This window comes from Pseudomonas sp. YuFO8, assembly GCF_035065025.1.
In the GTDB taxonomy this organism is placed as follows: domain Bacteria; phylum Pseudomonadota; class Gammaproteobacteria; order Pseudomonadales; family Pseudomonadaceae; genus Aquipseudomonas; species Aquipseudomonas putida_AE.
Map to the genome: position 1 here is coordinate 153,748 of NZ_JAXDEQ010000010.1, position 25,281 is coordinate 179,028.

The following is a 25,281-nucleotide window of genomic DNA, read 5'->3' on the forward strand; positions in this document are numbered from 1 at the left end:
TGGAAATGCGCGCAGATCTGCTGATTGTCGGGGCCGGAATGGTCGGCAGCGCCCTGGCGCTGGCGTTGCAGGACAGCGGGCTGGAAGTCCTGCTGCTCGATGGCAGCCCGATGAGCGTCAAACCCTATGACCCGCAAGCGCCGTTCGAGCCGCGAGTGAGTGCATTGTCCATTGCCAGTCAGCGAATTCTCGAACGCCTGGGTGTCTGGGACGGCATCGCCAGCCGGCGCAGCAGCCCTTACAGCGAGATGCAGGTCTGGGATGGCAGCGGCACAGGGCAAATCCATTTTTCCGCGACCAGTGTGCACGCGGAGGTACTGGGTCATATCGTCGAGAACCGTGTGGTTCAGGACGCTTTGCTCGACCGATTGCACGACTGTGACCTGGGCATGCTGGCCAACGCGCGACTGGAGCAGATGCGCCGCTCCGGCGACGACTGGCTGCTGACCCTGGCCGATGGCCGTACCTTGCGCGCGCCGCTGGTGATCGCGGCGGATGGCGCCAACTCGGCGGTGCGGCGCCTGACCGGTGTCGCCACGCGGGAGTGGGATTACCTGCACCACGCCATCGTCACCAGCGTGCGCAGTTCCAAGCCCCATCAAGCGACCGCCTGGCAGCGGTTTACCGACAACGGTCCGCTGGCGTTCCTGCCGCTGGAGCGCGACGGTCAGCAGGATTGGTGCTCGATCGTCTGGTCGACCACTCCTGGCGAAGCCGAACAGCTGATGGCGCTGGATGACGAGGGTTTCTGTCGCGCGCTGGAGCGGGCCTTCGAAGGCCGGCTAGGCAGCGTGCTCAGCGCCGACCCGCGTCTGTGCGTGCCCCTGCGTCAGCGCCATGCCAAGCGTTACGTGGCCGAGGGCCTGGCCCTGATCGGCGACGCGGCGCACACCATTCATCCATTGGCCGGGCAGGGCGTGAACCTCGGTTTCCTCGATGCGGCGGTGCTGGCTGAAGTCCTGTTGCAGGCCAACACGCGTGGCGAGCGCCTGGCGGATGTGAAGGTGTTGAGTCGATATGAGCGTCGGCGCATGCCGCATAACCTGGCGCTGATGGCGGCGATGGAAGGCTTCGAACGGCTGTTCCAGGCTGATCCATTGCCGGTGCGCTGGTTGCGTAATACCGGGTTGAAGATGGTCGACCGGATGCCCGAGGCCAAGGCGCTGTTCGTGCGTGAGGCGTTGGGATTGATCGGCGACCTGCCGGCCCTCGCCAAGGCCTGACACCTCCCCTATACCCCTGTAGGAGCTGCCGCAGGCTGCGATTTTTTGATCTTGCTCTTTTTAAAAGCAAAATCAAAAGATCGCAGCCTGCGGCAGCTCCTACAGGGATCGCAGCAAATTCGCGGGCCTGTGCAACATCTGGTAACTCCTCCGCAAACTGTTCGATTGAGAAGGCAAATGTGAGTCCTTATCATTTGCCCTCACTTTTTCAATCGAGAGACCGCTCCCATGTTGGCACCGAAGCGTCTACTGACCGCACTGGCCCTGACTCTGATCGGCAGCACCGCCGCCCAGGCCGCTGACGAGGTAGTGGTCTACTCCTCGCGCATCGACGAACTGATCAAGCCTGTCTTCGATGCCTACACCGCGAAAACCGGGGTCAAGGTGAAGTTCATCACCGACAAGGAAGCGCCGCTGATGCAGCGGATCAAGGCCGAGGGCGAGAACACGCCCGCCGACCTGCTGCTGACCGTCGATGCCGGCAACCTCTGGCAAGCCGAGCAGATGGGCATCCTCCAGCCGTTCACCTCGAAAACCATCGATGCCAACATTCCGCTGCAATACCGCGCGGCCTCCCATGCCTGGACCGGCCTGAGCCTGCGCGCGCGGACCATCGCCTATTCCACCGACCGGGTGAAACCGGGCGAACTGACCACCTACGAAGCGCTGGCCGACAAGAACTGGGAAGGTCGCCTGTGCCTGCGCACGGCGAAGAAGGTCTACAACCAGTCCCTGACCGCCACCATGATCGAAGTGCACGGCGCCGAGAAAACCGAGAAGATCCTCAAGGGCTGGGTCAACAACCTCTCCACCGACGTATTCTCCGACGACGTCGCGGTGCTCGAGGCCATCAATGCCGGCCAGTGCGACGTCGGCATCGTCAACACCTACTACTACGGCCGCCTGCACAAGCAGAAGCCGGACCTGCCGGTAAAACTGTTCTGGCCGAACCAGGCGGATCGCGGCGTGCACGTCAACCTGTCGGGCATTGGCCTGATCAAAAACGCGCCGCACCCGGAAGCGGCCAAGGCGTTGGTGGAGTGGATGACCACGCCTGAGGCGCAGAAGATCTTCGCCGACGTGAACCAGGAATTCCCGGCCAACCCGACCGTGCAGCCCTCCGCCGAAGTCGCCGCCTGGGGCAAGTTCGTCGCCGATACCCTGCCGGTGGAAGTCGCGGGCAAGCGCCAGGCCGAAGCGATTCGCATGATGGACCGGGCTGGCTGGAACTGACGCCACGGTTTTAAAGCAAAAGATCGCAGCCTTCGGCAGCTCCTACACAGGTCCCCTGTAGGAACTGCCGGAGGCTGCGATCTTTTTGCGTTTTCCCTACAATTCAGGATTTTGCGAGAACCATCCCTTGGCCCACACCGCCCAACGCCGCTGGTATCCCCTGGTCTTCGCCATCGCTGCGCTGGTCCTGCTGCCCCTCAGCGTCCTGCTGTTGTCCTGGCAAACCATCGACCAGCAGATCTGGTCTCACCTCTGGGAAACCCAGATGCCGCGCCTGCTGGGCAACACCCTGACCCTGGTACTCGGTGTCGGCGTTGGCGTGACGGTGCTGGGGGTGAGCCTGGCCTGGCTCACCAGCCTCTGCGAATTCCCCGGCCGGCGCTGGCTGGACTGGGCACTGATGCTGCCCTTTGCGATTCCGGCCTACGTGCTGGCGTTCGTCTTTGTCGGGCTGCTGGATTTTGCCGGCCCCGTGCAGACCCTGCTGCGGGAGTGGTTCGGCACTGGCCTGCGATTGCCGCGCGTGCGCTCCACGGGCGGGGTGATCCTGGTCCTGGTGCTGGTCTTCTATCCCTACGTTTACCTGCTGGCCCGCACCGCGTTTCTCGCTCAGGGCAAGGGCTTGATGGAAGCGGCGCGGGTGCTCGGTCAATCCCCATGGCAGGCGTTCTGGCGCGTTGCGATGCCCATGGCGCGTCCCGCCATCGGCGCTGGCGTCGCCTTGGCGCTGATGGAAACCCTGGCGGATTTCGGCGCCGTGTCGGTCTTTAACTTCGACACCTTCACCACCGCCATCTACAAGACCTGGTACGGGTTTTTCAGCCTCTCCAGCGCCGCGCAACTGGCCAGCCTGTTGCTGCTGGTGGTGATGCTCGTACTGTACGGCGAGCGGCGCGCCCGCGGTGCCAACCGGGCGAGCAACGAACGGCCACGGGTCAAGGCGTTGTACCACCTGCGCGGGCTCAAGGCGCTGTTGGCGACAGCCTGGTGCGCGCTGGTGTTCGCCTGTGCCTTCGTCATTCCGATGCTGCAGCTGCTGGTCTGGTTCTGGCAGCGCGGGCGCCTGGACCTGGATGAGCGCTACACCGCGCTGATACTCCACACCTTGTACCTGGGGACGATGGCGGCGTTGATCACCGTCAGTGTCGCCCTGGTCTTGGCGTTTGCCCGGCGGCTGGCGCCCACCCAAGGCATCCGCGCAGGGGTCAGCCTGGCCAACCTTGGCTACGCCTTGCCCGGTTCGGTGCTGGCGGTGTCGATCATGCTGGCGTTCAGTTACCTGGATCGCGAGTTGGTGATCCCACTCTCCGGCTGGCTCGGTGGGGCTGGCAAGCCGTTGCTGCTGGGCAGCCTGCTGGCGTTGCTGCTGGCCTATCTGGTGCGCTTCATCGCCGTGGCTTACGGTCCGCTGGAAAGCAGTCTGGCGCGAATACGGCCATCTTTGCCCGAAGCGGCACGTAGCCTGGGCGTCAGTGGCCCGCGACTGTTTTTCAAAGTGTATCTGCCGTTGCTGCTCCCCGGTTCGTTGAGCGCGGCGTTGCTGGTGTTCGTCGATGTGCTCAAGGAAATGCCCGCGACCCTGCTGATGCGGCCGTTTGGCTGGGATACGCTGGCGGTGAGGATCTTCGAAATGACCAGTGAAGGCGAGTGGGCGAGGGCCTCTTTGCCGGCCTTGACCCTGGTTTTGGTCGGACTGCTACCGGTCATCGGATTGATACGTCGTTCGGCGCATCGAAACAGCTAGGTGCCAGTCCTACACCATGCGGCTACAATGCGCGGCATTCGGTGCGGTCCGTCTGACAGACAAGGTAGTGAAAACGGCTGGAAGCCTCTTATTTCAAGGCGCCCGCAAGCTGCATCACTCGCCCGCACCTTCGCCACGCCCGGAAGGAGAAACCCATGGGACAGCGTACGCCTCTGTATGACCTTCATCTCGCCCTGGGCGCGAAGATGGTCGATTTTGGCGGTTGGGATATGCCTCTGCATTATGGATCCCAGGTCGAGGAGCACCATCAGGTGCGCCGCGATTGCGGTGTTTTTGATGTATCCCACATGACCGTGATCGATGTCGACGGCCCCAAGGCCAAGGCATGGCTTCAGCATTTGCTGACCAACGACGTCGAACGCCTGCACAAACCCGGTTCCGCGTTGTACAGCGCCATGCTCAATGAGCGCGGCGGTATCGTCGACGACATGATCGTCTATCGCCTCGAAAGCGGTTACCGCCTGGTGGTCAACGCCTCCACCCGCGATCAGGACCTGGCGTGGATGCAGGCGCATCTCGACGGTCTCGATGTGCAGCTTAACGAGCGTTCCGAAATGGCCATGCTGGCCATCCAGGGGCCTCATGCCCGGAACAAGATTGCCGAGTTGGTGAACCAGGCACGCGGCACATTGATCCAGCAGCTCAAGCCTTTCGAGGGCAAGCCCGACGGTGACTGGTTCATCGCACGCACCGGCTATACCGGTGAAGACGGCCTGGAAATCATTCTGCCGGCCGACCAGGCACCGGGATTCTTCAACGATCTGGTGGGCGCGGGCATTTCCCCCATTGGCCTGGGCGCGCGTGACACCCTGCGGGTCGAGGCGGGCATGAACCTGTACGGTCAGGACATTCACCAGGACGTTTCCCCGCTGGCCTCCAACATGGCCTGGAGCATCGCCTGGGAGCCGGCCGCTCGCCAGTTCATCGGCCGCACGGCGCTGGAAGCCGAGCGCAGCGGCGGCATACAACACAAGCTGGTCGGTCTGGTCCTCGAGGAGCGCGGGGTTTTGCGCGCTCATCAAGTGGTCCGCATCGCCGATGTTGGCGAAGGGGAGATCACCAGTGGTAGTTTCTCTCCTACGCTTAGCAAGTCGATTGCGCTGGCGCGCGTGCCAATGGCCACGGCCGACCGCGCAGAAGTGGAAATCCGTGGCAAGTGGTACCCGGTCCGAGTGGTCAAGCCGACCTTCGTCCGCCATGGCAAAACCTTGATCTAACCTTTTCCGGCGGACCTTGACCGCCGATCATTTTCCTGAGGACACAGAACATGAGCGATATCCCTGCCGACCTGCGTTTTGCCGAGAGTCACGAATGGGCTCGCCTGGAAGCCGATGGCACCGTCACCGTGGGCATCAGCGATCACGCGCAGGAAGCGCTGGGTGATGTGGTGTTCGTTGAGCTGACCGAAGTAGGCAATGTGTTTGCCGCTGAAGACCAGGCCGGTGTCGTTGAATCGGTAAAAGCCGCTTCCGACATCTACTCCCCGATTGCCGGTGAAGTGATCGCGGTCAACGAAGCACTGAGCGCTGAACCTGAGTTGCTCAACTCCGACCCGTACGGTGCGTGGATCTTCAAGATCAAGCCAAGCAACGCGGCTGACCTGGAAAAGCTGCTCGATGCAGCGGCTTACAAGGCCGCCATCGGCGAATAAGCCTTCAGCGTTACCCCAAAGCCCCGACCTGTCGGGGCTTTTTTGTACCCTAAAAAATCGCAGCCTTCGGCAGCTCCTACATTGAAATGCGGTCCCCTGTAGGAGCTGCCGAAGGCTGCGATCTTTTGATTTTCAGGGGACTGCTATGCTGGTTTGACCGTGTTGCATCGACGCTGAGCGCCAGTCAAGAGAGAGCCCGTCATGTCCCAGTTGCCGTCCCTGAGCCAGTTACGCGACCCCAATGCCTTCCTTCGCCGCCACCTCGGGCCTGATGCCGCCGAGCAACAGGCAATGCTCGACAGCCTGGGCCTCGGCAGCCGGGTCGAGTTGATCGAGCAGACGGTGCCGCCGGGAATCCGCCTGAACCGGCCACTCGATTTGCCGCCGGCCCTCGACGAAGAAGCCGCGCTGGCCAAGCTGCGCGGTTACGCCGAGCAGAACCAGGTCTGGACCAGCCTGATCGGCATGGGCTATCACGGCACGCTGACGCCGGCCGTCATCCTGCGCAACGTCCTGGAAAATCCCGGCTGGTACACCGCGTACACACCCTATCAACCGGAAATCGCCCAGGGCCGGCTCGAAGCGCTGCTGAATTTCCAGCAATTGACCATCGACCTCACGGGCCTGGAACTGGCCAACGCCTCGCTGCTGGATGAAGCCACTGCGGCGGCGGAAGCCATGGCGCTGGCCAAGCGGGTCGCCAAGTCGAAAAGCAATCTGTTCTTTGTCGACGAACATTGCCATCCGCAGACCATCTCCGTGGTGCAAACCCGCGCCGAAGGCTTCGGCTTCGAGCTGATCGTCGACGCTGTGGATAACTTGAAACAGCACCAGGTGTTCGGTGCGCTGCTGCAATATCCCGACACCCGCGGCGAGATCTGTGACCTGCGTCCGTTGATCGATCATCTGCATGCCCAGCAGGCGCTGGCCTGTGTCGCCACCGATCTGTTGAGCCTGCTGTTGCTGACCCCGCCGGGGGAGCTGGGGGCCGACGTGGTGTTCGGCTCATCCCAGCGTTTCGGCGTGCCCATGGGCTACGGCGGCCCTCATGCGGCGTTTTTTGCCAGCCGTGACGAGTACAAACGAGCGATTCCCGGACGCATCATCGGCGTGTCGAAAGACGCCCGCAGCAACGTTGCCCTGCGCATGGCGCTGCAAACCCGCGAGCAGCATATTCGTCGTGAAAAGGCCAACTCGAACATCTGCACCGCGCAGGTCCTGCTGGCCAATATCGCCAGTTTCTATGCGGTTTATCACGGCCCGGAGGGGCTCAAACGGATTGCCCAGCGCGTGCACCGGCTGACCTGCATCCTTGCCGCCGGCCTTGAGCGCAAGGGCATCAACCGCCTCAACCAACACTTCTTCGACACCTTGACCCTGGAAGTCGGTGGCACCCAGACCGCGATCCTCGAAAGCGCTCAGGCCGCGCAAATCAACCTGCGCATTCTTGGGCGTGGGCAGTTGGCTTTGAGCCTCGACGAAACCTCTGACGAAAGCACGGTGGCGAAACTGTTCGATGTGTTCCTGGGGGCCGATCATGGGCTCAACGTCGACGAACTGGACGCTGAAACCCTGGATGGCGGCATTCCCGACGCGCTCAGGCGAACCTCGCCCTACCTGCGCCACCCGGTGTTCAACGCCCATCACAGCGAAACCGAGATGCTGCGCTACCTCAAGCAACTGGAAAACAAGGACCTGGCGCTCAATCAATCGATGATCCCGCTGGGTTCTTGCACCATGAAGCTCAATGCCACCAGCGAGATGATCCCGATTACCTGGCCGCAGTTCGCCAACCTGCATCCGTTCGCGCCCAAGGAGCAGGCGGTCGGTTACTCATTGATGATCGAAGAACTGGAGCGTTGGCTCTGCGCGATCACCGGTTTCGATGCGATCTGCATGCAGCCCAACTCCGGGGCCCAAGGCGAGTACGCCGGGTTGCTGGCGATCCGCAAGTACCACGAGAGCCGCCAGGAGGGCGGGCGGGATATCTGCCTGATTCCTTCATCGGCCCATGGCACCAACCCGGCCTCGGCGCAAATGGCCGGGATGCGCGTGGTGATTGTCGAGTGCGACGAAGCGGGCAACGTCGATCTCGATGACCTGAAAGACAAAGCCGCCCAGGCCGGGGATAAGCTCGCCTGCCTGATGGCGACTTATCCGTCGACCCATGGCGTGTACGAGGAAGGCATCAGCGAAATCTGTGAAGTTATCCACAGCCACGGCGGGCAGGTGTACATGGACGGCGCCAACCTCAATGCCCAGGTTGGCCTCGCCCGCCCGGCGGACATCGGCGCCGATGTGTCACACATGAACCTGCACAAGACCTTCTGCATCCCCCATGGCGGCGGTGGACCGGGCATGGGGCCGATTGGCGTGCGCGCGCACCTGGCACCCTTCGTGGCCAACCACCCGGTGGTGCCGATCGAAGGGCCGCTGCCGCAGAACGGCGCCGTCAGTGCCGCGCCTTGGGGCAGCGCGAGCATTCTGCCGATCAGCTGGATGTACATCGCCATGATGGGGCCGCAATTGGCCGACGCCAGCGAAGTGGCGATCCTGGCGGCCAATTACCTGGCGCGGCACCTGTCCGGCGCGTTTCCAGTCCTCTACACCGGGCGCAACGAGCGGGTGGCCCACGAATGCATTCTCGACCTGCGACCTCTGAAGGCGCTGACCGGTATCAGCGAAGAAGACGTGGCCAAGCGCCTGATGGACTATGGCTTCCATGCGCCGACCATGTCGTTCCCGGTGCCGGGGACCTTGATGGTCGAGCCTACTGAAAGTGAGTCGAAGGCGGAGCTGGATCGCTTCATCGGGGCGATGCTGAGTATCCGCGCGGAGATCACCGAGGTGCAGAACGGCAACTGGCCGGCCGAGGACAACCCGTTGAAACGCGCGCCCCATACGCTGGCGGACATCACTGGGGTATGGGAGCGGCCTTACAGCATTGAGCAAGCGGTCACGCCGGATGCTCATACCAAGGCGCACAAGTACTGGCCGGTGGTGAACCGGGTGGACAATGTCTACGGCGACCGGAATCTGTTTTGTGCGTGTGTGCCGCTGGACGAGTACCGCTGAAAAACACACACCCCTCCTGTAGGAGCTGGCTTGCCAGCGATGGAGTGTCAGTCGACATCAATTTGTCTGACCCACCATCGCTGGCAAGCCAGCTCCTACAGAGGGTTTTGTGTTGGCCATAAAAAATGCCGCTCATGGGAGCGGCATTTTTGTTCAGGCTAAGCTTATTCCGAAGCCACGGCATTCTTCGCCAAAATCGCATTCGCCAGTTCCATGTCCGTAGCCTGCAGCCCCGGGTTGTCGGCGCGAACCTTCTGCATCGCCGCTTCCAGGTACGGGCCGCGGATGCCGCCGTCACTGGCGACAAAGCTGCCGGCATCGTCCTGGGCAGCGACGATCAGCTTGTGATCCTTGAACGTCAGGTAGGTCGAACCGGTGGTTGCACCGGAGGAAATGACGTTACGCCAAAAGCTATCGGCCATCGCCGAACCGACAGGCAGGGACAACAGGGCGATGGTAGCGACAGCAAGTTTGAGACGCATGATGGGTGACTCCACTGATTAACTGCGGTGTTGGATTGTCGTCCCTCAATCGAGTTCCCTCCCGGCCGGGCTACTTCTGCTCGCTCTGCGGCGTCACCCGCAACACCTCCTCGATGGTCGTCAAACCGGCCGCCACTTTCTGTGCACCCGACAGTCGCAGGCTGCGCATGCCTTCCTTGAACGCCTGGCGCCGCACCGCCAGCAAGTCGGTGTCGGGATTGATCAGCGCCTTGAGGCCGTCGCTCAGTTGCATGATTTCGTACACCCCGGCGCGACCGTGATAGCCGGTATCGCGGCATTCCAGGCAGCCAATGGCGCGCTGGGCGTTGCCAGGCAGCGGGGCTTGCCAGGGGCGGGTCAGGGTTTGCCAATCCTCTTCAGCCAAGGCTTGCGGGGCCTTGCAGTGTGGGCACAAGGTGCGCACCAGGCGCTGGGCCATGACGCCGAGCACGGTGGCCTTGATCAGGTAATGCGGCACGCCGAGTTCCAGCAGGCGGCTGATGGCGCTGGGCGCATCGTTGGTGTGCAGCGTCGACAGCACCAGGTGCCCGGTCAGCGCAGCCTGGATGGCCATCTCGGCGGTTTCCAGGTCGCGGATCTCGCCGATCATGATGATGTCCGGGTCTTGCCGCATCAGCGCCCGGACGCCGGCGGCGAAGGTCAGGTCGATGTTGTGCTGGACCTGCATCTGGTTGAACGCCGGCTCGACCATTTCGATCGGGTCTTCGATGGTGCAGAGATTGACCTCCGGCGTCGCCAGCTTTTTCAACGTGGTGTAGAGCGTGGTGGTCTTGCCCGACCCGGTGGGGCCGGTGACCAGGATGATGCCATTGGGCTGGCCGGTCATGTCCTGCCAGCGTCGCAGGTCGTCGGCGGAAAAACCCAGCTGATCGAAGTCCTTGAGCAGCACCTCCGGGTCGAAGATGCGCATGACCATTTTTTCGCCAAAGGCCGTGGGCAGGGTCGAGAGTCGCAACTCGACTTCGCCGCCCTCCGGGGTCTTGGTTTTCACCCGGCCATCCTGGGGTTTGCGTTTTTCTGCGACGTTCATTCGCCCGAGGCTTTTGAGGCGACTGACGATGGCCATGGTCACCTGTGGCGGGAATTGGTAGACGTTGTGCAGCACCCCGTCGATGCGAAAGCGCACCGTGCCCTGTTCGCGCCGGGGCTCGATGTGGATATCACTGGCGCGTTGCTGGAAGGCGTACTGGAACAGCCAGTCGACGATATTGACGATGTGCGCGTCGTTGGCATCGGGCTCCTGATCGCTGGCGCCGAGGTTGAGCAACTGTTCGAAGTTGCCCAGGGTATTGACCTGCTGATCGCCGCTATTCGCGCCGGTGACCGATTTGGCCAGGCGGAAAAACTCCACGCTGAAACGCTGGATGTCCACCGGGTTGGCCACCACGCGCTTGATCGGTAGCTTCAGCACGTGGGTCAGGTCGGCTTCCCAGGCGGTGACGTAGGGCTGGGCGCTGGCGATCGTCACTGCGTCGCGATCGACCGACACCGCGAGGATCTTGTGGCGCTGGGCGAAGGCGTAGGACATCAGCGGCGTCACGGCCGCGACGTTGATTTTCAGCGGATCGATCCGCAGGTAGGGCTGGCCTGCCTGCTGGGACAGCCATAGGGTCAGGCTTTCAAGGTCCAGGTGCTTGCCGGGACGGCTGAGGTCGTCCAGGTGTTGGCTGGCGATGAACTCCAGTGGGTGCATCTGGCCATGGGCGGCGTGACGGCGTCGGGCATTGAGCGCCTGTTCGGCCGAGTCCTGGCTGACGAAGCCCTGGGCGACCAGTTCACGCAGCACATCATTGAGATCCAGCCAGCGGTCCTGAAAGGCGATTTGTACGGACATGCGGGCTCCTTTGAACGACAGTGCGCAAAGGATAGTCGTGACCCTGCAGGCCGTTGGGCCACTACCCGACGAAGCCGTATCGGTTTTTTTCAGCCGGCTGCCTGGGCCGCTTCAACCCACGCCGAATCAACGCTTTGCAGCTCGACCGAGCAAACGCTGATCAGGTTTCGAAGTTTTTCCGCGATCACCTGGGCGCGATGCCAGCTCAATCCGTCGATGACGATATCGATCGCCAGCAAGTCCTCCTGGCGCTGCACCTGCACCTGTTCTGGTGTCAGGAACTGCAAGGCGAACAGATTGAGCGCACGGCACAGCAGATCTGGCTCGGCTTCGGCCAGCAATTGGTAGTGAACGCGGCAATGGGCGTTGCTGGCACTCCAGGCATCAAAGCGGGTCGGCGAGGTATTTACGGCTTCCAGGTACGGCATGCTCGGTCTCCAAGTTGTTGGAGAAATTTTTACATTCGCCGCCGGGTATTTCTTATCTATGATTAGGCATATTGCGGCTTTGTTGAATAGTGCAATTCACACAATTATCAGTTGAAGGTTTTTTTATGCACAGCGAGCTGGACAACTACGACCGCAGGATTCTCGCCTTGCTGCAAGAGGATGCTTCGCTCTCGAGCGCGCAGATCGCCGAGCAGGTGGGGCTTTCGCAGTCGCCTTGCTGGCGAAGGATTCAGCGGATGAAGGAGGAGGGGATCATTCGTGGCCAGGTCACCTTGCTCGACCGCAAGAAAATCGGCCTGAACACGCAGATCTTTGCCCAGGTAAAGCTCAACGCCCATGGCCGTTCGAACTTCACCGAATTCACCGAGGCGATTCGAGGGTTTCCGGAGGTGCTGGAGTGTTACGTGCTGATGGGGGCGGTGGATTTCATGCTGCGCATCGTTGCGGCGGACATCGAGGCGTATGAGCGGTTCTTCTTTGAGAAGCTGTCGCTGGTGCCGGGGATACAGGAGGTGAACTCGGTCGTGGCGTTGTCGGAGATCAAGTCGACCACCAGTTTGCCGGTCTGAAATCCATCGCCAGCAGGCTGGCTCCCACATTGGTTTTGTGTACGCCACAAATCCCCAGTGGGAGCCAGCCTGCTGGCGATAGCGGTATTACAGGCGCAGAAGCATCTTCCAGGCACGATTCTGATAAACCGCGATCGCCTGCTGCTTGCGCGCATCCAGGACTTCGTCGGTGATCGGCTCGTTGGCCAGTTGCGCCAGCTTGTTCAGCTCGCCGTACAGGCGATCCATTTCCGGAATCTCCAGCACGTTGCGTGCGTGATGCAGCCACACCTGGATGCGTTCGATGCGCGGCAGTTGCTCAGCCAGGTCTTCCGGCTGCTGCTGGTAACGCTGCAATTGCAGCGAAGTGGCTTCTTCGCCCAGCAAACGTGGCAGCCAGCTGCCCAGTTGCGCGGCGCCCTGGCGATTGCCGCGGGTGTTGCGGTCGGCGGTCCAGGTGCGGGCCAGCAACCAGCGCGAGGTGTTCAGGGAGAACAGGCCCCAGCGAGGGTCTTCGAGTTCTTCGAGGAACTGCTCCGGCGCGGCCTTGCGCACGTCTTCGTCGTCCAGGCCGGCCTGGACCAGCGGGCGCCAGTCTTCCAGCAAGGCGTCGAGCGCGACGCGCAGATCGTGGGTCGACTGACGTGGCGCGGCTTGGCCGAGGCTGCTGATCAGCGCGCGCATTTCAGCCAGGCTCTCGACCCAGTCCTGCAACAGGCGCCAGTGACCATTGAAGCGATACTGCTCGGCCAGGCGCTGGCTGCTGCCCAGCAAGTGCCAGCTGAGCGCGGCGAAGGCGTCGTCCAGTGGCGTTTCGGCGCTGATCTGCGGTGCCGGCAGGCTCAGCGAGTAGCTGTGGGCGTCGTACAGGCGATAGCCGCGTTCGGCCTTGCTGATGTCGCATGGCATCAGGGCCAGTTTCTCGGCCAGTTCGGCGGCCAGTTCCAGGAGAGCGGCAGGCTCGCCTTCGCGCAATTCCAGTTCCAGTTCGCAGATTTCTTCTTTCTGCTTGCCGACCACCACATGGCCCAGGTCCAGCGCCGCTTCGATGACCACCTTGGTCTTGCCACGGCCCCAGGCGATTTCCGCGCGCTCGCGGACGAAATCGGTGGTGAAGATGGCTTTCAGGGTTTTCTTGTCCAGTTCAGCCAGCTCTTCGGGCCAGCATTCACCGTCGAGTTTTTTCAGATCGAGCTTGGCTTTCGGCAGGTTCCAGTCGTACTCGTTACGTACGGACAGGCCGGCGACGCTCTGGCCGCGGGTCTTGAGGGTCTGGATCACTTCTTCGCCATCCTTGCGCAGGCGCAGGGCGACTTTGGCCCGGGCCAGGTCCCGCTCCGGGGTGTCGAAGTATTGATTCATCAACTCACGGCGTTCCCAGCCACTTTTGTTGCGTTTTTTCAGTAAGGGGTGCTCGCGCAGGGCGGCGAGGGTTTCGCGGCTGACGCGGAGTTTGATTTCGGTTTCTTTCTGCATGGCCGGAAAATCCAGGATCGGGAGCGCAGCCGGGGGAAAAGGTGGCTGCCAAGGCCGTGCAGTGTACAGGACTCGACCTGCCTACGCCGCGCGACGGTTTATTCCTGTCACCGGATGGCTCTATGATGGACTTCAATCCGGGAGTTGGAGTCAGCGATGCCTTTGCCGTCCATGAAAGATCAGTTCGCTGCGCTGATCGCTGCACCATCCGTCAGCTGCACCCAGGCAAGCCTCGATCAATCCAATCGTCCGGTGATCGACCTGCTGGCCGCCTGGCTCGGCGACCTGGGCTTTGCCTGCGACATCCAGCAGGTCAGCCCCGGCAAATTCAACCTGCTCGCCAGTTTTGGCAGCGGGCCCGGCGGGCTGGTGCTCGCCGGTCACAGCGATACGGTGCCGTTCGATGGCGCGCTGTGGCAGACCGACCCGCTGAAGCTGACGGAAGTCGACGGCCGCTGGGTCGGCCTGGGCAGTTGCGACATGAAGGGCTTTTTCGCCCTGGCCATCGAAGCCGTCAAGCCGCTGCTCGACCAACCGTTCAAGCAGCCGCTGCTGATCCTGGCCACCTGCGATGAAGAAAGCTCGATGTCCGGCGCCCGGGCGCTGGCCGAGGCGGGGCGCCCGCTGGGGCGTGCGGCAGTGATCGGCGAGCCGACCGGGCTCAAGCCGATCCGCATGCACAAAGGCATCATGATGGAGCGCATCGATATCCTCGGGCAAAGCGGCCACTCCTCGGACCCGCGCCTGGGTCACAGCGCGCTCGAGGCCATGCACGATGCCATCGGCGAACTGCGCGGCCTGCGCCTGCTGTGGCAGCGCGAATTCCGTAATCCGCAGTTCAGCGTGCCGATGCCGACCATGAACTTCGGCTGCATCCATGGTGGCGACAACCCCAACCGTATCTGCGGCCAGTGTTCGCTGGAATTCGATCTGCGGCCGTTGCCGGGGATGGATCCCAAGGTCCTGCGTGCCGAGATTCTGCAGAAGCTCAAGCCGATTGCCGAACGCCATCAGGTCAAGATCGATTACGCACCGCTGTTCCCCGCCGTGCCGCCTTTCGAACAGGCTGAGGATGCGGAACTGGTGCGCATTGCCGAAAAGCTCACCGGCCATGCCGCCGAAGCAGTGGCATTCGGCACCGAAGCGCCTTATCTTCAGCGCCTTGGCTGCGAAACACTGGTACTCGGCCCGGGCGATATCGCCTGCGCCCACCAACCGGGGGAATTCCTCGAAATGTCACGTTTGCAGCCTACGGTGCATCTATTACGTCAGTTGATTGAACATTACTGCCTGACGCCGGCCAAAGAACTGGCGTCTGTCGGTTGAACGCAAGCCCTTGTAGGAGCTGCCGAAGGCTGCGATCTTTTGATCTTGCTTGTAAAACAAAGATCAAAAGATCGCAGCCTTCGGCAGCTCCTACAGGGGTTCTCGATTAATTTGTCAGGTTCAAAACCCGTATTCATGAGGAGAGCGCGCGTGTCGCCAAGCCTGTTCCGACGATAACCATCAGCCCGCTGTGCGTTTTACTGTTTCGCCCTTTTTTCGGCTGCTATTTATTACAGGCCCAGGTTCATGCCCGAATACGTCAATTGGCTTCGTCATGCTTCGCCCTACATCAACGCCCACCGCGATTGCACCTTTGTCGTCATGCTGCCCGGCGACGGCGTTGAACATCCGAACTTCGGCAACATCGTCCACGACCTGGTGCTGTTGCACAGCCTCGGCGTGCGCCTGGTGCTGGTGCACGGTTCGCGCCCGCAAATCGAAGCACGCCTCGAGGCTCGCGGCCTGACCCCGCATTACCACCACGGCATGCGCATCACCGATGCCGCGACCCTGGAGTGCGTGATCGATGCGGTCGGTCAACTGCGCATCGCCATCGAAGCGCGCCTGTCCATGGACATGGCGTCGTCGCCGATGCAGGGCTCGCGCTTGCGGGTGGCCAGCGGCAACCTGGTGACTGCACGGCCGATCGGCGTGCTGGAAGGTGTCGACTATCACCACACCGGTGAAGTGCGTCGGGTTGATCGCAAGGGCATCAATCGCCTGCTGGACGAACGCTCCATCGTGCTCCTGTCGCCGCTGGGCTACTCGCCGACCGGTGAAATTTTCAACCTCGCCTGTGAAGACGTCGCTACGCGCGCGGCCATTGACCTGGGCGCGGACAAGCTGCTGCTGTTTGGCGCCGACCTTGGCCTGATCGATGAACACGGCCGGCTGGTCCGCGAGCTGCGTCCGCAACAGGTGCCGGCGCATCTGCAGCGCCTGGGCAGCAACTACCAGGCCGAGCTGCTCGATGCCGCCGCTGAAGCCTGCCGTGGCGGCGTGGCCCGCAGCCATATCGTCAGCTACGCCGAAGACGGTGCACTGCTGACCGAGCTGTTCACCCGTGATGGTGGCGGCACGCTGGTGGCCCAGGAGCAATTCGAGGTGGTGCGCGAAGCGGCAATCGAAGACGTCGGCGGCTTGCTGGACCTGATCAGCCCGCTGGAAGAGCAGGGCATTCTGGTACGCCGCTCGCGCGAAGTGCTCGAGCGGGAGATCGAGCAGTTCAGCGTGGTGGAGCGTGAGGGCATGATTATCGCCTGTGCGGCGCTGTACCAGATCGCCGATTCCGATGCCGGGGAGCTGGCGTGCCTGGCGGTGAACCCGGAGTACCGCCATGGCGGTCGCGGTGATGAACTGCTCGAGCGCATTGAAACCCGCGCCCGGGCTCAAGGGTTAAAAACCCTGTTCGTGCTCACCACGCGCACGGCGCACTGGTTCCGCGAGCGCGGCTTCGTGCCGAGCAGCGTCGATCGCCTGCCATCGGCGCGGGCGTCGCTGTACAACTATCAGCGCAATTCGAAGATCTTCGAAAAAGCCCTGTAACCACGATACGGTCTCTGTAGGAGCCGGCTTGCTGGCGATAGCGGAGTGTCAGGCATCATCCATGTCGATTGACACGCCGCCATCGCCAGCAAGCCGGCTCCTACAGATCGGCTTCACTCTGCTACAAATTTCGCACTGACATACGGCGAATAATCCGCCAGCACCGTCTCAACCTTCCCCTGTTCCTTCAAGAATTTCGCCGTCTCGCCAATCGCCTGCGCCGTACCGCCGGCCAGCAAGGCGCCGGTCTGTTGTGCCTTGGCATCCGGGAACGCGGAACCGGCCAGCAGCTCCGGTACGTCGGCGGCGTTGGCACCGGTCAGTTTGGCGATTTTCTGCACCGGCACCGAATCGGCGGTCCAGCTGTCCTTGTGTGCCGCATAGTCGGCAAATGAGTCCAGGGTGACCTTGGCGAAGCGGGCGATGACCTCCGGGTGTTTCTCGGCGTAATCCTTGCGCGCGACCCACACTTCGAAGGTCGGTGCACCCCATTGGCCGACCTGCGCGGCATCGGTCAAGGTCTTGCCAGTCTTGCGAATTTCCCCCAGGGCGGGCGACCAGACGAACGCGCCGTCGATGTCTCCGCGCTTCCACGCGGCGGCAATTTCCGCCGGTTGCAGGTTCACCACTTTGACTTTCGACGCATCCAGGCCCCAGTGCTTCAACGCACCCAACAGGCTGTAGTGGGACGTGGAAACGAACGGGGTGGCGATGGTCTTGCCGATCAGATCTTCCGGTTTATCGATGCCACTGCCGTTGCGCACCACCAAGGCCTCGGCGGCATTGATCTGCGCGGAAACGAGGAAGGCGACGATCGGCAGGTTGCGCGAGGCCGCGGCGGCCAGTGGGCTGGAGCCGAGGTTGCCGATCTGCACATCACCGGAGGCGATGGCGGTGACCACTTCCGGGCCACTGTTGAAACGTCGCCAGTCGATTTTCTCGCCAATGGTTTTTTCGTAAAGGCCATCGGCCTGCGGGACTTTGCTGGGGTCGATACCGGTCTGGTAGCCAACCGTGAGGTTCGCCGCATGGGCGGAAAAAGAAAAAATCAACGATACACAAACTGTAACAAATGGTCGGGATAGTGCGCGCTTGGTCGTCATGGCGTCGGCCTTTTCGATAGGTTTGTGGCGGAATTGCTACTAAACCTAATCGATCTAAAAAACGCCTAATAAATACCCTTTAGGAATTAGCTTATGAGTCAGCCGCTCTATCCTGAGGTAGGCAAGACGGTGAGCTAAATTCCTAAAGGGTATGAGAAAAGAATTTATCCGTTCTTTTCAGGTTTATGACGAACTCATGACCCTGCATGGACCAAAAAACCGGTGATTAGACTATGGTCGTAGACACACATAGTTACGATTGACTTGTGAGTCACGCTGCGGCGCTAATCGCGAATCTTAGGATCAGGGGCAATTGACCCCCGGCCAGGAATACAAGAATTAGAGACGAGAGGAGTTTAACAATGAACAAGTCCACCTTGGCCCTGGCCGTGACGGTAGGGGTTTTGGCGCAGCAGGCAGGCGCCGCCGGTTTCATCGAAGACAGCAAGGCTTCCGTCAGTTCGCGTACCTATTATTTCGACGCCGATAAGCGTGAAGGCGCGAGCACGCCTGCCAACCGGCAGCGAGAGGCCGCTGAAGGTCTCAAGTTCGACTTCCAGTCCGGCTATACCCCGGGTACTGTCGGTTTCGGTATCGACGCCCAGGCGCTGGTCGGTATCCACCTGGACGGTGGCAAGGGCCATCACCCGGACAACAACTCCTTTACCCCAAGCGATTCCGATGGTTCTGCAGAGAGCTCGTGGAGCCGTCTGGCGGGCAACGTCAAGGCACGTGTCTCGAAGACCGAGGCCCACCTCGGTGGCGCCCTGCAGCCGAACATGCCGATCCTGATCGCGAACGACAGCCGCGTGCTGCCACAGACCTTTGAAGGTGGCACCATCACCTCCAAGGAAATCGACAACGTAACCTTTAACGTGGGTCAGTTGGAGCACGCGACAGGTCGCGCCTCTTCCAACAGCACTGGCCTGGCCGTGGCTGGCGGTACTCAGGACAGCAACCAGTTCCGCTACGCCGGTGCTGACTGGAAGGTCACCAAGGACCTGTTGCTGCAGTACTACTACGCGAACCTGGAAGACTACTACAAGCAGAACTTCCTCGGCCTGGTGCACGTTTACCCGATCGCAGCCAACCAGTCGTTCAAGACCGACATTCGCTATTTCGACAGTAGCTCCGACGGCAAGAACGGCCAGGCCGGCTACCAGTTCAACAACAACAACGGCTACGCCAAGACCCCGGGCGAGGTCGATAACAAGACCTGGAGCGCCACGTTCACCTATACCCTGGGCGGCAGTGCATTCCTGCTCGGACATCAGCGAGTCAGCGATGACGGCGGCTTCGTCTTCCTCAACCAGGGCAACGTTGTCGATGGCAACGGTCGCAACGAAGGTGCTGGCGGCGCCAGTTTCTACTCGTTCACCGATGCCACTGTGGCCAGCTTTATCCGTGCCGGTGAAAACACCACCTACGGTCAATACTCCTATGACTTCGCTTCGCTGGGCGTGCCAGGTTTGAAAGCGTCGGCTGCCTACCTGTATGGCCGGGACATCAAGGCCACCAATGGCGTGGGTGATGACCTGAACGAGCGCGAGACCGACCTGCGTGTGGATTACGTGATTCAAACCGGTCCGCTTAAAGGGTTCGGCACGACGCTGCGTCACGGTATGTACCGTGGTAACACCAGTACGCTCGATGAAGACCAGACCCGTCTGATCTTCAACTACACCTACGCCTTCAAGTAAGCCGTAGCCAAAAGCCTCGTCACCGGACGAGGCTTTTTTTCGCGTGCATTTTTATATTCCATAAACAATGCATGTGATGATTTTTTATTCTTTTTAGCTTTTTACTAATCCGCTTAAAGTAAGGCCATCCGACACGCACCGTAAGCCTCGGATCGAGCTTCAAATCCCCGAACACCCAACAAAACAGGAATCGGTTTTATCGCCGACAACCTCGGGTCAGCGCTGTCGGGTCATATTCCTAAATGCGATTAAAATTAATTTTGCAATTCTTTTTAGGATTATGAAGGAGTATTCTGCGCGGCCAAAAAAACGACCGATCCAGACGGTCTGGCGCCAATGGCGCTTGCGGATCCAGGGCATTCGACCCAGGACCAGGAATTAGAAAACGATAGGAGCGAAACAATGAACAAGTCCACCTTGGCCCTGGCTGTGGCCGTAGGGGTTTTGGCGCAGCAGGCAAGCGCCGCCGGTTTCATCGAAGACAGCAAGGCAACGTTGGGGCTACGCAACTTCTACATCAACACCGACTACCGTGACGGTACCGGTCCGAACAAAAACGAAGAATGGGGCCAGGGCTTCGATCTGCGTTTCACCTCCGGTTACACCCAAGGCCCGGTTGGCTTCGGTATTGATGCGATCGGCCTGTTGGGCGTGAAGCTGGATTCGGGTGGCGGCACCAACGGTGCTTCCAACAACTCCTACGGCGGTACTGTTTTCCCGAGCAAGTCCAACGGCGAAGCCGTTGATAACTTCTCCAGCCTGGGCCTGACTGCCAAAGCCAAGATCTCCCAGACCGAGCTGAAACTAGGCACCCTGCAGCCAAAACTGCCAGTGATCGTGACCAACGACGGCCGTCTGCTGCCACAAACCTGGCAGGGTGGCCAACTCTCCTCGGGCGACATCAAGGACCTGACCCTGATCGGTGGCCAGATCGAGCAGGTCAAAGGCCGTAACTCGAGCAACAACGAACAGCTGTCGATCTCGGGCGCCAACAGCCGTGCCACAACAGGTCGTGACAGCAACAAGTTCATCTACGCCGGTGGTGACTACAAGCTCACCAAAGACCTGACGGCCCAGTACTACTACGGCAACCTCGAAGAGTTCTACAAGCAACACTTCCTGGGCCTGGTGCACAACTGGTCAATCGGCCCAGGTGTATTGAAGTCGGACCTGCGCTACTTCAACAGCACCGATGACGGTGCCAACGGTCACGATCCGCTGTACTACACCACCGGCAATTACAACGCGCCGAGCGGTAAAGGCAAGGTCGACAACAACCTGTACAGCGGCCTGTTCCTGTACACCGTTGCCGGTCACACCTTCGGTGGCGGTTACCAGGTCAGCAACGGCAGCAGCGACTTCCCTTGGCTGAACCAGGGCGACGGATCGTCGGCCTACATCATCACCGATTCGCAAATCCAGAAGTTCGCCCGTGCCGGCGAGCGCACCTGGCAGGCACGCTACTCCTATGATTTCGCCAAGCTCGGCGTGCCTGGCCTGACGGCGGGTGTGGTGTATCTGCATGGCGATGACATCGATACCGTCAACGCTGCCGGTCGTGAAGCGGCCAGCGGCGCTTCCGAGTGGGAGCGCGACCTGACCGTGGGTTACGTGGTCCAGTCCGGTGCGTTGAAAAACCTCGGCGTGATGTGGAAAAACGCCACCTGGCGCACCGATCTGCCGAATACTCGCTCCCAGGACGAGAACCGCCTGATCGTCAGCTACTCGATCCCGCTGCTTTAACAGCGCTCGGGTAACCAAAGGAAAAAAAAGCCCCACCCGGCATCACGCCGGGCGGGGCTTTTGCGTTTTCGAGGCGGGCTCACCCCCGTAAACCCGCCAGGAAAGTCCCCTCTTTTGCAGCAACTCAAGGCCTTCTCGAACCTTGGGGCCGATGTTCGGCGCGATGGCTTCGCGCGTCCAGTGAAGAGATCTTTAATATTCTATTTAGTGCTAAATAAATTGATATTTATTCTTTTTAATAGATAAAAAATACAGGCACAGTTGAGCTCATCAAGCACTCACAAGGAGCAGCACCATGGGCCTCAGACTCGGCGATATCGCCCCCGATTTCGAACAGAATTCCAGCGCTGGTGCTATCCAGTTCCACCAATGGCTGGGCGATAGCTGGGGTGTGCTGTTTTCCCATCCGGCCGACTTCACGCCGGTTTGCACCACCGAGCTGGGCTTTACCGCCAAGCTGAAAGATGAGTTCGCCAAGCGTGGGGTCAAGGCCATCGCCCTGTCCGTCGACCCGGTGGAATCGCACCACAAGTGGATCGAAGACATCAACGAAACCCAGGGCACCCTGGTCAATTTCCCGATTCTCGACGACGCCGACCGCAAGGTCTCGGACCTGTACGACCTGATCCATCCGAACGCCAACGACACCCTGACGGTGCGTTCGCTATTCGTGATCGACCCGAACAAGAAGGTCCGGCTGACCATCACCTACCCGGCGAGCACCGGGCGCAACTTCCATGAAATCCTGCGGGTGATCGACTCGCTGCAACTCACCGACAACTACAAGGTGGCCACCCCGGCCAACTGGCAGGACGGTGACGAGGTGGTGATCGTGCCGTCGCTCAAGGATGAAGACGAAATCCGCCAGCGTTTTCCCAAGGGCTATCGCGCGGTGAAACCGTACCTGCGCCTGACGCCGCAGCCAAACAAATGAGTCATTGAGCTTTGTGCTGTGGCAGATGCCGCCTTCGCGAGCAAGCCCGCTCCCACAGTGACCGCGTACTCCCTGTGGGAGCGGGCTTGCTCGCGAAGACGGCGGGTCAGGCAACGCAGTGTCAAGAGTGAAATGCATCCATAAAGCAAGGGATTTCAGGTCGTTTTAACGGCCTGTTTTTTTGCCTGGAAGAAACTGACTTGCATATCTCTTAAACGAATAACCAAATGAATAAATATGATTTATAGATATATAAATCACCTGTTAAGGTCACTGCATCAAAGCGAGATCGCAAGCCGCGAATCGCCAACACCGTTTAAGGAAGTCTCTCAATGCTGGTCGTCTCACTGGGTGGCAGTCCCAGCCAGCGCTCCCGATCCGGGGTGCTGCTGGATCGCTCCCGACGTTGGTTACAAGAGCGGGGCGTGGAAGTGGTGAGTTATCAGGTACGGGACTTCCCGGCCGAAGACTTGCTGCACGCACGCTTCGACAGCCCGAAGGTCGTCGATCTGCTGCAACAGATTGAAAACGCCGATGGCCTGCTGATCGCCACGCCGGTGTACAAGGCTTCGTTTTCCGGAGCCCTGAAAACCGTTTTGGACCTGCTGCCCGAACGCGCCCTGAGCCACAAGGTGGTGCTGCCGATGGCCACGGGGGGCAGCATTGCCCACATGCTGGCGGTGGATTATGCCCTCAAGCCGGTGCTGTCGGCATTGAAAGCCCAGGAGCTGCTGCAAGGGATTTTCGCCGTCGACAGCCAGATCGCCTACGGCGAAGGCAGCGCCCTGGCGCAGTTGGCGCCGGAGCTGGAGCAACGACTGGACGAGTCGCTGGAGTTGTTTTTCAGCGCCATGGCACGACGGCCCAGGCCGCTTGATCCGAACCTGTTGAATGATCGTTTGTTGAGTGCTCGCTGGAGCATTTAAGCCTCATCGAAATTTGAAGTACTGGCCTTACTCGCCCGCCAACGGGCAAGCAGGTGCAGCCAAAACCCCACTGCAAAAAGGAGAGCGCCATGCGCCCTGTCATTTTGCGTCGCGGTCTGGTCGCTCTGTTTGCTGCGGCTGTCACCTTCGGCGCCATTACTCAAGCTCAAGCCGAGACACTCCGTATCGGTTATCAGAAATACGGCACCCTGGTGCTGCTCAAAGCCAAAGGCACCCTGGAGAAACGCCTCGCCGCCCAAGGCGTCGACGTGCAATGGACTGAATTCCCCGGCGGCCCGCAACTGCTCGAAGGCCTGAACGTCGGCTCCATCGACTTCGGCGTCACCGGCGAAACCCCGCCCGTGTTCGCCCAGGCAGCGGGCGCGGATCTGCTCTACGTCGCCTACGAACCGCCAGCGCCGCACAGTGAAGCGATCCTGGTGCCGAAGGACTCGCCGATCAAATCGGTGAAGGACCTCAAGGGCAAGAAAGTCGTGCTGAACAAAGGCTCCAACGTGCACTACCTGCTGGTGCGCGCCTTGGAAGACGCCGGGCTCAAATACACCGATATCCAGACCGTCTTCCTGCCGCCGGCCGATGCCCGCGCCGCGTTCGAGCGTGGCAGCGTCGATGCCTGGGTCATCTGGGACCCTTACCAGGCCGCCGCCGAACAGCAGCTGCAAGCGCACACCCTGCGCGATGGCCAGGGCATCGTCGACAACCACCAGTTCTACCTCGCCACCAAGCCCTATGCGCAGAAAAATCCTGAGGTGATCAAGACCCTCGTGGAAGAAGTGCGGGCAGTCGGCGAATGGTCCAAAGCCAACCCTGAAGACGTGACCAAACAGGTTTCGCCACTGCTCGGCCTGCCGGCGGACATCACCCTGACTTCGGTGAAACGCCAGGGCTACGGCGCGTTGTTCCTGACCCCGGAAGTGGTCGCCGCCCAGCAGAAAATCGCCGACAGCTTCTACCAGCTCAAGCTGATTCCCAAGCCGCTGAGTATCAAAGACGTGATCTGGACGCCACCGGCGGCCGTTGCCCAAAGCTCAGTAACCAAAGCCCAGTAAATTCGAACCCCCAAGGAGACCACTCCATGAGCCTCAATATCTTCTGGTTCCTGCCTACCCACGGCGACGGCCATTACCTTGGCACCGCCGAAGGCGCTCGCGCCGTCGATCACGGTTACCTGCAACAGGTCGCGCAAGCGGCGGATCGACTGGGCTTCGGCGGGGTGCTGATTCCCACCGGGCGTTCCTGCGAAGACTCGTGGCTGGTGGCGGCGTCGCTGATCCCGGTGACCCAGCGTTTGAAATTCCTCGTCGCCCTGCGCCCCGGGATCATTTCCCCGACGGTGGCAGCGCGGCAGGCCGCGACCCTGGATCGTCTGTCCGGCGGTCGTGCGCTGTTCAACCTGGTCACCGGGGGTGATCCGGAAGAGTTAGCCGGCGACGGTCTGTTCCTCAGCCACGAAGAGCGCTACCAGGCCTCGGTGGAATTCACCCGCATCTGGCGTCGGGTGCTGGAAGGCGAAACCGTCGACTACGACGGTCAGCACATCAGCGTGAAGGGCGCCAAGTTGCTCTATCCACCGATCCAGCAACCGCGTCCGCCACTGTACTTCGGCGGTTCGTCGGAAGCGGCGCAAGACCTCGCAGCCGAGCAGGTCGAAATGGTCCTGACCTGGGGTGAGCCACCGGCGGCCGTTGCCGAGAAAATCGCCCAGGTGCGCACCAAGGCCGCCAAGCTCGGGCGCACCGTGCGCTTCGGTATTCGCCTGCATGTGATCGTGCGTGAAACCAACGCCGAGGCCTGGCAAGCGGCTGATCGATTGATCTCGCACCTGGACGACGACACCATCGCTCGTGCCCAGGCTTCGCTGGCGCGCTTCGATTCCGTTGGCCAGCAACGCATGGCCGCGCTGCACGGCGGCAATCGCGACAACCTGGAAGTCAGTCCCAACCTGTGGGCCGGTGTCGGCCTGGTGCGCGGCGGTGCCGGCACAGCGCTGGTGGGTGACGGCCCGACCGTTGCGGCGCGCGTGAAGGAATACGCGGACCTAGGCATCGACACCTTTATCTTCTCCGGATATCCACACCTGGAAGAGTCGTATCGCGTCGCCGAGCTGCTGTTCCCACACCTGGATATCGAACGTGCGGAGCTACCGAAAAGCGCCGGCTACGTCAGCCCGTTTGGCGAGATGGTCGCCAACGACATTCTCCCTAAAGCCGCGTCCCAGAGCTGAGG

At 61.1% G+C, this 25,281-nt stretch carries 20 protein-coding genes; 15 read left to right on the forward strand and 5 right to left on the reverse strand.

Annotated elements, in window-relative coordinates; all coding sequences use genetic code 11:
• Nucleotides 1–5 precede the first annotated feature (5 nt).
• From SOP95_RS11825 to gcvP, 6 genes are all read left to right on the forward strand, one after another.
• Nucleotides 6–1,223, forward strand: coding sequence for a 2-octaprenyl-3-methyl-6-methoxy-1,4-benzoquinol hydroxylase (locus SOP95_RS11825; protein ID WP_323607229.1), 1,218 nt, complete (start codon nt 6–8; stop codon nt 1,221–1,223).
• A 228-nt stretch (nt 1,224–1,451) separates the two neighbouring features.
• On the forward strand, nt 1,452–2,456 hold the full coding sequence (locus SOP95_RS11830; RefSeq protein WP_274073646.1) for an extracellular solute-binding protein: 1,005 nt from the start codon (nt 1,452–1,454) through the stop codon (nt 2,454–2,456).
• A 127-nt stretch (nt 2,457–2,583) separates the two neighbouring features.
• Nucleotides 2,584–4,200: an ABC transporter permease gene (locus SOP95_RS11835; RefSeq protein ID WP_323607217.1), complete on the forward strand. Its 1,617-nt coding sequence runs from the start codon at nt 2,584–2,586 to the stop codon at nt 4,198–4,200.
• A gap of 155 nt (nt 4,201–4,355) precedes the next feature.
• On the forward strand, nt 4,356–5,438 hold the full coding sequence (gene gcvT / locus SOP95_RS11840; RefSeq protein WP_323607218.1) for a glycine cleavage system aminomethyltransferase GcvT: 1,083 nt from the start codon (nt 4,356–4,358) through the stop codon (nt 5,436–5,438).
• Nucleotides 5,439–5,488: 50 nt separating this feature from the next.
• Nucleotides 5,489–5,872, forward strand: a complete 384-nt coding sequence (gene gcvH, locus SOP95_RS11845) for a glycine cleavage system protein GcvH (protein WP_274073643.1) — start codon at nt 5,489–5,491, stop codon at nt 5,870–5,872.
• A gap of 201 nt (nt 5,873–6,073) precedes the next feature.
• Nucleotides 6,074–8,947: an aminomethyl-transferring glycine dehydrogenase gene (gene gcvP, locus SOP95_RS11850; RefSeq protein ID WP_323607219.1), complete on the forward strand. Its 2,874-nt coding sequence runs from the start codon at nt 6,074–6,076 to the stop codon at nt 8,945–8,947.
• A 164-nt stretch (nt 8,948–9,111) separates the two neighbouring features.
• Here gcvP and SOP95_RS11855 read toward each other — a convergent pair whose 3' ends face one another.
• From SOP95_RS11855 to SOP95_RS11865, 3 genes are all read right to left on the reverse strand, one after another.
• On the reverse strand, nt 9,112–9,432 hold the full coding sequence (locus SOP95_RS11855) for a DUF2388 domain-containing protein (RefSeq protein ID WP_169857239.1): 321 nt from the start codon (nt 9,430–9,432) through the stop codon (nt 9,112–9,114).
• A 67-nt stretch (nt 9,433–9,499) separates the two neighbouring features.
• Nucleotides 9,500–11,284: a GspE/PulE family protein gene (locus SOP95_RS11860; protein ID WP_274073641.1), complete on the reverse strand. Its 1,785-nt coding sequence runs from the start codon at nt 11,282–11,284 to the stop codon at nt 9,500–9,502.
• An 89-nt stretch (nt 11,285–11,373) separates the two neighbouring features.
• Nucleotides 11,374–11,712, reverse strand: a complete 339-nt coding sequence (locus SOP95_RS11865) for a hypothetical protein (protein ID WP_274073640.1) — start codon at nt 11,710–11,712, stop codon at nt 11,374–11,376.
• A gap of 125 nt (nt 11,713–11,837) precedes the next feature.
• Between SOP95_RS11865 and SOP95_RS11870 the strand changes: the two genes are divergently transcribed.
• The gene (locus SOP95_RS11870; RefSeq protein WP_274073639.1) at nt 11,838–12,302 is read left to right on the forward strand and encodes an Lrp/AsnC family transcriptional regulator; all 465 of its coding nucleotides are present in this window, start codon (nt 11,838–11,840) and stop codon (nt 12,300–12,302) included.
• A gap of 87 nt (nt 12,303–12,389) precedes the next feature.
• Here the strand turns inward: SOP95_RS11870 and SOP95_RS11875 are convergent, their stop codons facing one another.
• On the reverse strand, nt 12,390–13,757 hold the full coding sequence (locus tag SOP95_RS11875; protein ID WP_274073638.1) for a CYTH domain-containing protein: 1,368 nt from the start codon (nt 13,755–13,757) through the stop codon (nt 12,390–12,392).
• 156 nt (nt 13,758–13,913) lie between these two features.
• On the opposite strand from SOP95_RS11875, the gene argE reads away from it, so the two are divergent.
• Nucleotides 13,914–15,083, forward strand: coding sequence for an acetylornithine deacetylase (gene argE / locus SOP95_RS11880; RefSeq protein ID WP_274073637.1), 1,170 nt, complete (start codon nt 13,914–13,916; stop codon nt 15,081–15,083).
• 246 nt (nt 15,084–15,329) lie between these two features.
• A complete protein-coding gene (gene argA, locus SOP95_RS11885; protein ID WP_008064942.1) occupies nt 15,330–16,628 on the forward strand; it encodes an amino-acid N-acetyltransferase in 1,299 nt (432 codons plus the stop codon).
• A 113-nt stretch (nt 16,629–16,741) separates the two neighbouring features.
• Here argA and tauA read toward each other — a convergent pair whose 3' ends face one another.
• On the reverse strand, nt 16,742–17,731 hold the full coding sequence (gene tauA / locus SOP95_RS11890; protein WP_323607220.1) for a taurine ABC transporter substrate-binding protein: 990 nt from the start codon (nt 17,729–17,731) through the stop codon (nt 16,742–16,744).
• Nucleotides 17,732–18,093: 362 nt separating this feature from the next.
• Between tauA and SOP95_RS11895 the strand changes: the two genes are divergently transcribed.
• The 6 genes from SOP95_RS11895 to ssuD all read left to right on the forward strand — a co-directional run bounded on the left by SOP95_RS11895 (nt 18,094) and on the right by ssuD (nt 25,279).
• Nucleotides 18,094–19,431, forward strand: coding sequence for an OprD family outer membrane porin (locus SOP95_RS11895; RefSeq protein WP_274073635.1), 1,338 nt, complete (start codon nt 18,094–18,096; stop codon nt 19,429–19,431).
• 402 nt (nt 19,432–19,833) lie between these two features.
• Entirely contained in the window at nt 19,834–21,174 is a 1,341-nt protein-coding gene (locus SOP95_RS11900) for an OprD family porin (protein ID WP_274073634.1), read from the forward strand.
• A gap of 295 nt (nt 21,175–21,469) precedes the next feature.
• Entirely contained in the window at nt 21,470–22,108 is a 639-nt protein-coding gene (locus SOP95_RS11905) for a peroxiredoxin (protein ID WP_274073633.1), read from the forward strand.
• Nucleotides 22,109–22,440: 332 nt separating this feature from the next.
• Nucleotides 22,441–23,034 carry an NADPH-dependent FMN reductase gene (gene ssuE / locus SOP95_RS11910; protein ID WP_323607221.1) on the forward strand — a complete coding sequence of 198 codons (594 nt, stop codon included), beginning with the start codon at nt 22,441–22,443 and terminating at the stop codon, nt 23,032–23,034.
• An 89-nt stretch (nt 23,035–23,123) separates the two neighbouring features.
• Nucleotides 23,124–24,104, forward strand: a complete 981-nt coding sequence (locus SOP95_RS11915) for a sulfonate ABC transporter substrate-binding protein (protein WP_323607222.1) — start codon at nt 23,124–23,126, stop codon at nt 24,102–24,104.
• 26 nt (nt 24,105–24,130) lie between these two features.
• On the forward strand, nt 24,131–25,279 hold the full coding sequence (gene ssuD, locus SOP95_RS11920; RefSeq protein ID WP_323607223.1) for an FMNH2-dependent alkanesulfonate monooxygenase: 1,149 nt from the start codon (nt 24,131–24,133) through the stop codon (nt 25,277–25,279).
• Nucleotides 25,280–25,281 lie beyond the last annotated feature (2 nt).

Bases quoted from the DNA above. Each gene is read 5' to 3' on its own strand.
- SOP95_RS11825 (WP_323607229.1), top strand. From the start codon at position 6: ATGCGCGCAGATCTGCTGATTGTCGGGGCCGGAATGGTCGGCAGCGCC.
- SOP95_RS11830 (WP_274073646.1), top strand. From the start codon at position 1,452: ATGTTGGCACCGAAGCGTCTACTGACCGCACTGGCCCTGACTCTGATC.
- gcvT (WP_323607218.1), top strand. From the start codon at position 4,356: ATGGGACAGCGTACGCCTCTGTATGACCTTCATCTCGCCCTGGGCGCG.
- gcvH (WP_274073643.1), top strand. From the start codon at position 5,489: ATGAGCGATATCCCTGCCGACCTGCGTTTTGCCGAGAGTCACGAATGG.
- gcvP (WP_323607219.1), top strand. From the start codon at position 6,074: ATGTCCCAGTTGCCGTCCCTGAGCCAGTTACGCGACCCCAATGCCTTC.
- SOP95_RS11860 (WP_274073641.1), bottom strand. From the start codon at position 11,284: ATGTCCGTACAAATCGCCTTTCAGGACCGCTGGCTGGATCTCAATGAT.
- SOP95_RS11865 (WP_274073640.1), bottom strand. From the start codon at position 11,712: ATGCCGTACCTGGAAGCCGTAAATACCTCGCCGACCCGCTTTGATGCC.
- SOP95_RS11870 (WP_274073639.1), top strand. From the start codon at position 11,838: ATGCACAGCGAGCTGGACAACTACGACCGCAGGATTCTCGCCTTGCTG.
- SOP95_RS11875 (WP_274073638.1), bottom strand. From the start codon at position 13,757: ATGCAGAAAGAAACCGAAATCAAACTCCGCGTCAGCCGCGAAACCCTC.
- argE (WP_274073637.1), top strand. From the start codon at position 13,914: ATGCCTTTGCCGTCCATGAAAGATCAGTTCGCTGCGCTGATCGCTGCA.
- argA (WP_008064942.1), top strand. From the start codon at position 15,330: ATGCCCGAATACGTCAATTGGCTTCGTCATGCTTCGCCCTACATCAAC.
- tauA (WP_323607220.1), bottom strand. From the start codon at position 17,731: ATGACGACCAAGCGCGCACTATCCCGACCATTTGTTACAGTTTGTGTA.
- SOP95_RS11895 (WP_274073635.1), top strand. From the start codon at position 18,094: ATGAACAAGTCCACCTTGGCCCTGGCCGTGACGGTAGGGGTTTTGGCG.
- SOP95_RS11900 (WP_274073634.1), top strand. From the start codon at position 19,834: ATGAACAAGTCCACCTTGGCCCTGGCTGTGGCCGTAGGGGTTTTGGCG.
- SOP95_RS11905 (WP_274073633.1), top strand. From the start codon at position 21,470: ATGGGCCTCAGACTCGGCGATATCGCCCCCGATTTCGAACAGAATTCC.
- ssuE (WP_323607221.1), top strand. From the start codon at position 22,441: ATGCTGGTCGTCTCACTGGGTGGCAGTCCCAGCCAGCGCTCCCGATCC.
- SOP95_RS11915 (WP_323607222.1), top strand. From the start codon at position 23,124: ATGCGCCCTGTCATTTTGCGTCGCGGTCTGGTCGCTCTGTTTGCTGCG.
- ssuD (WP_323607223.1), top strand. From the start codon at position 24,131: ATGAGCCTCAATATCTTCTGGTTCCTGCCTACCCACGGCGACGGCCAT.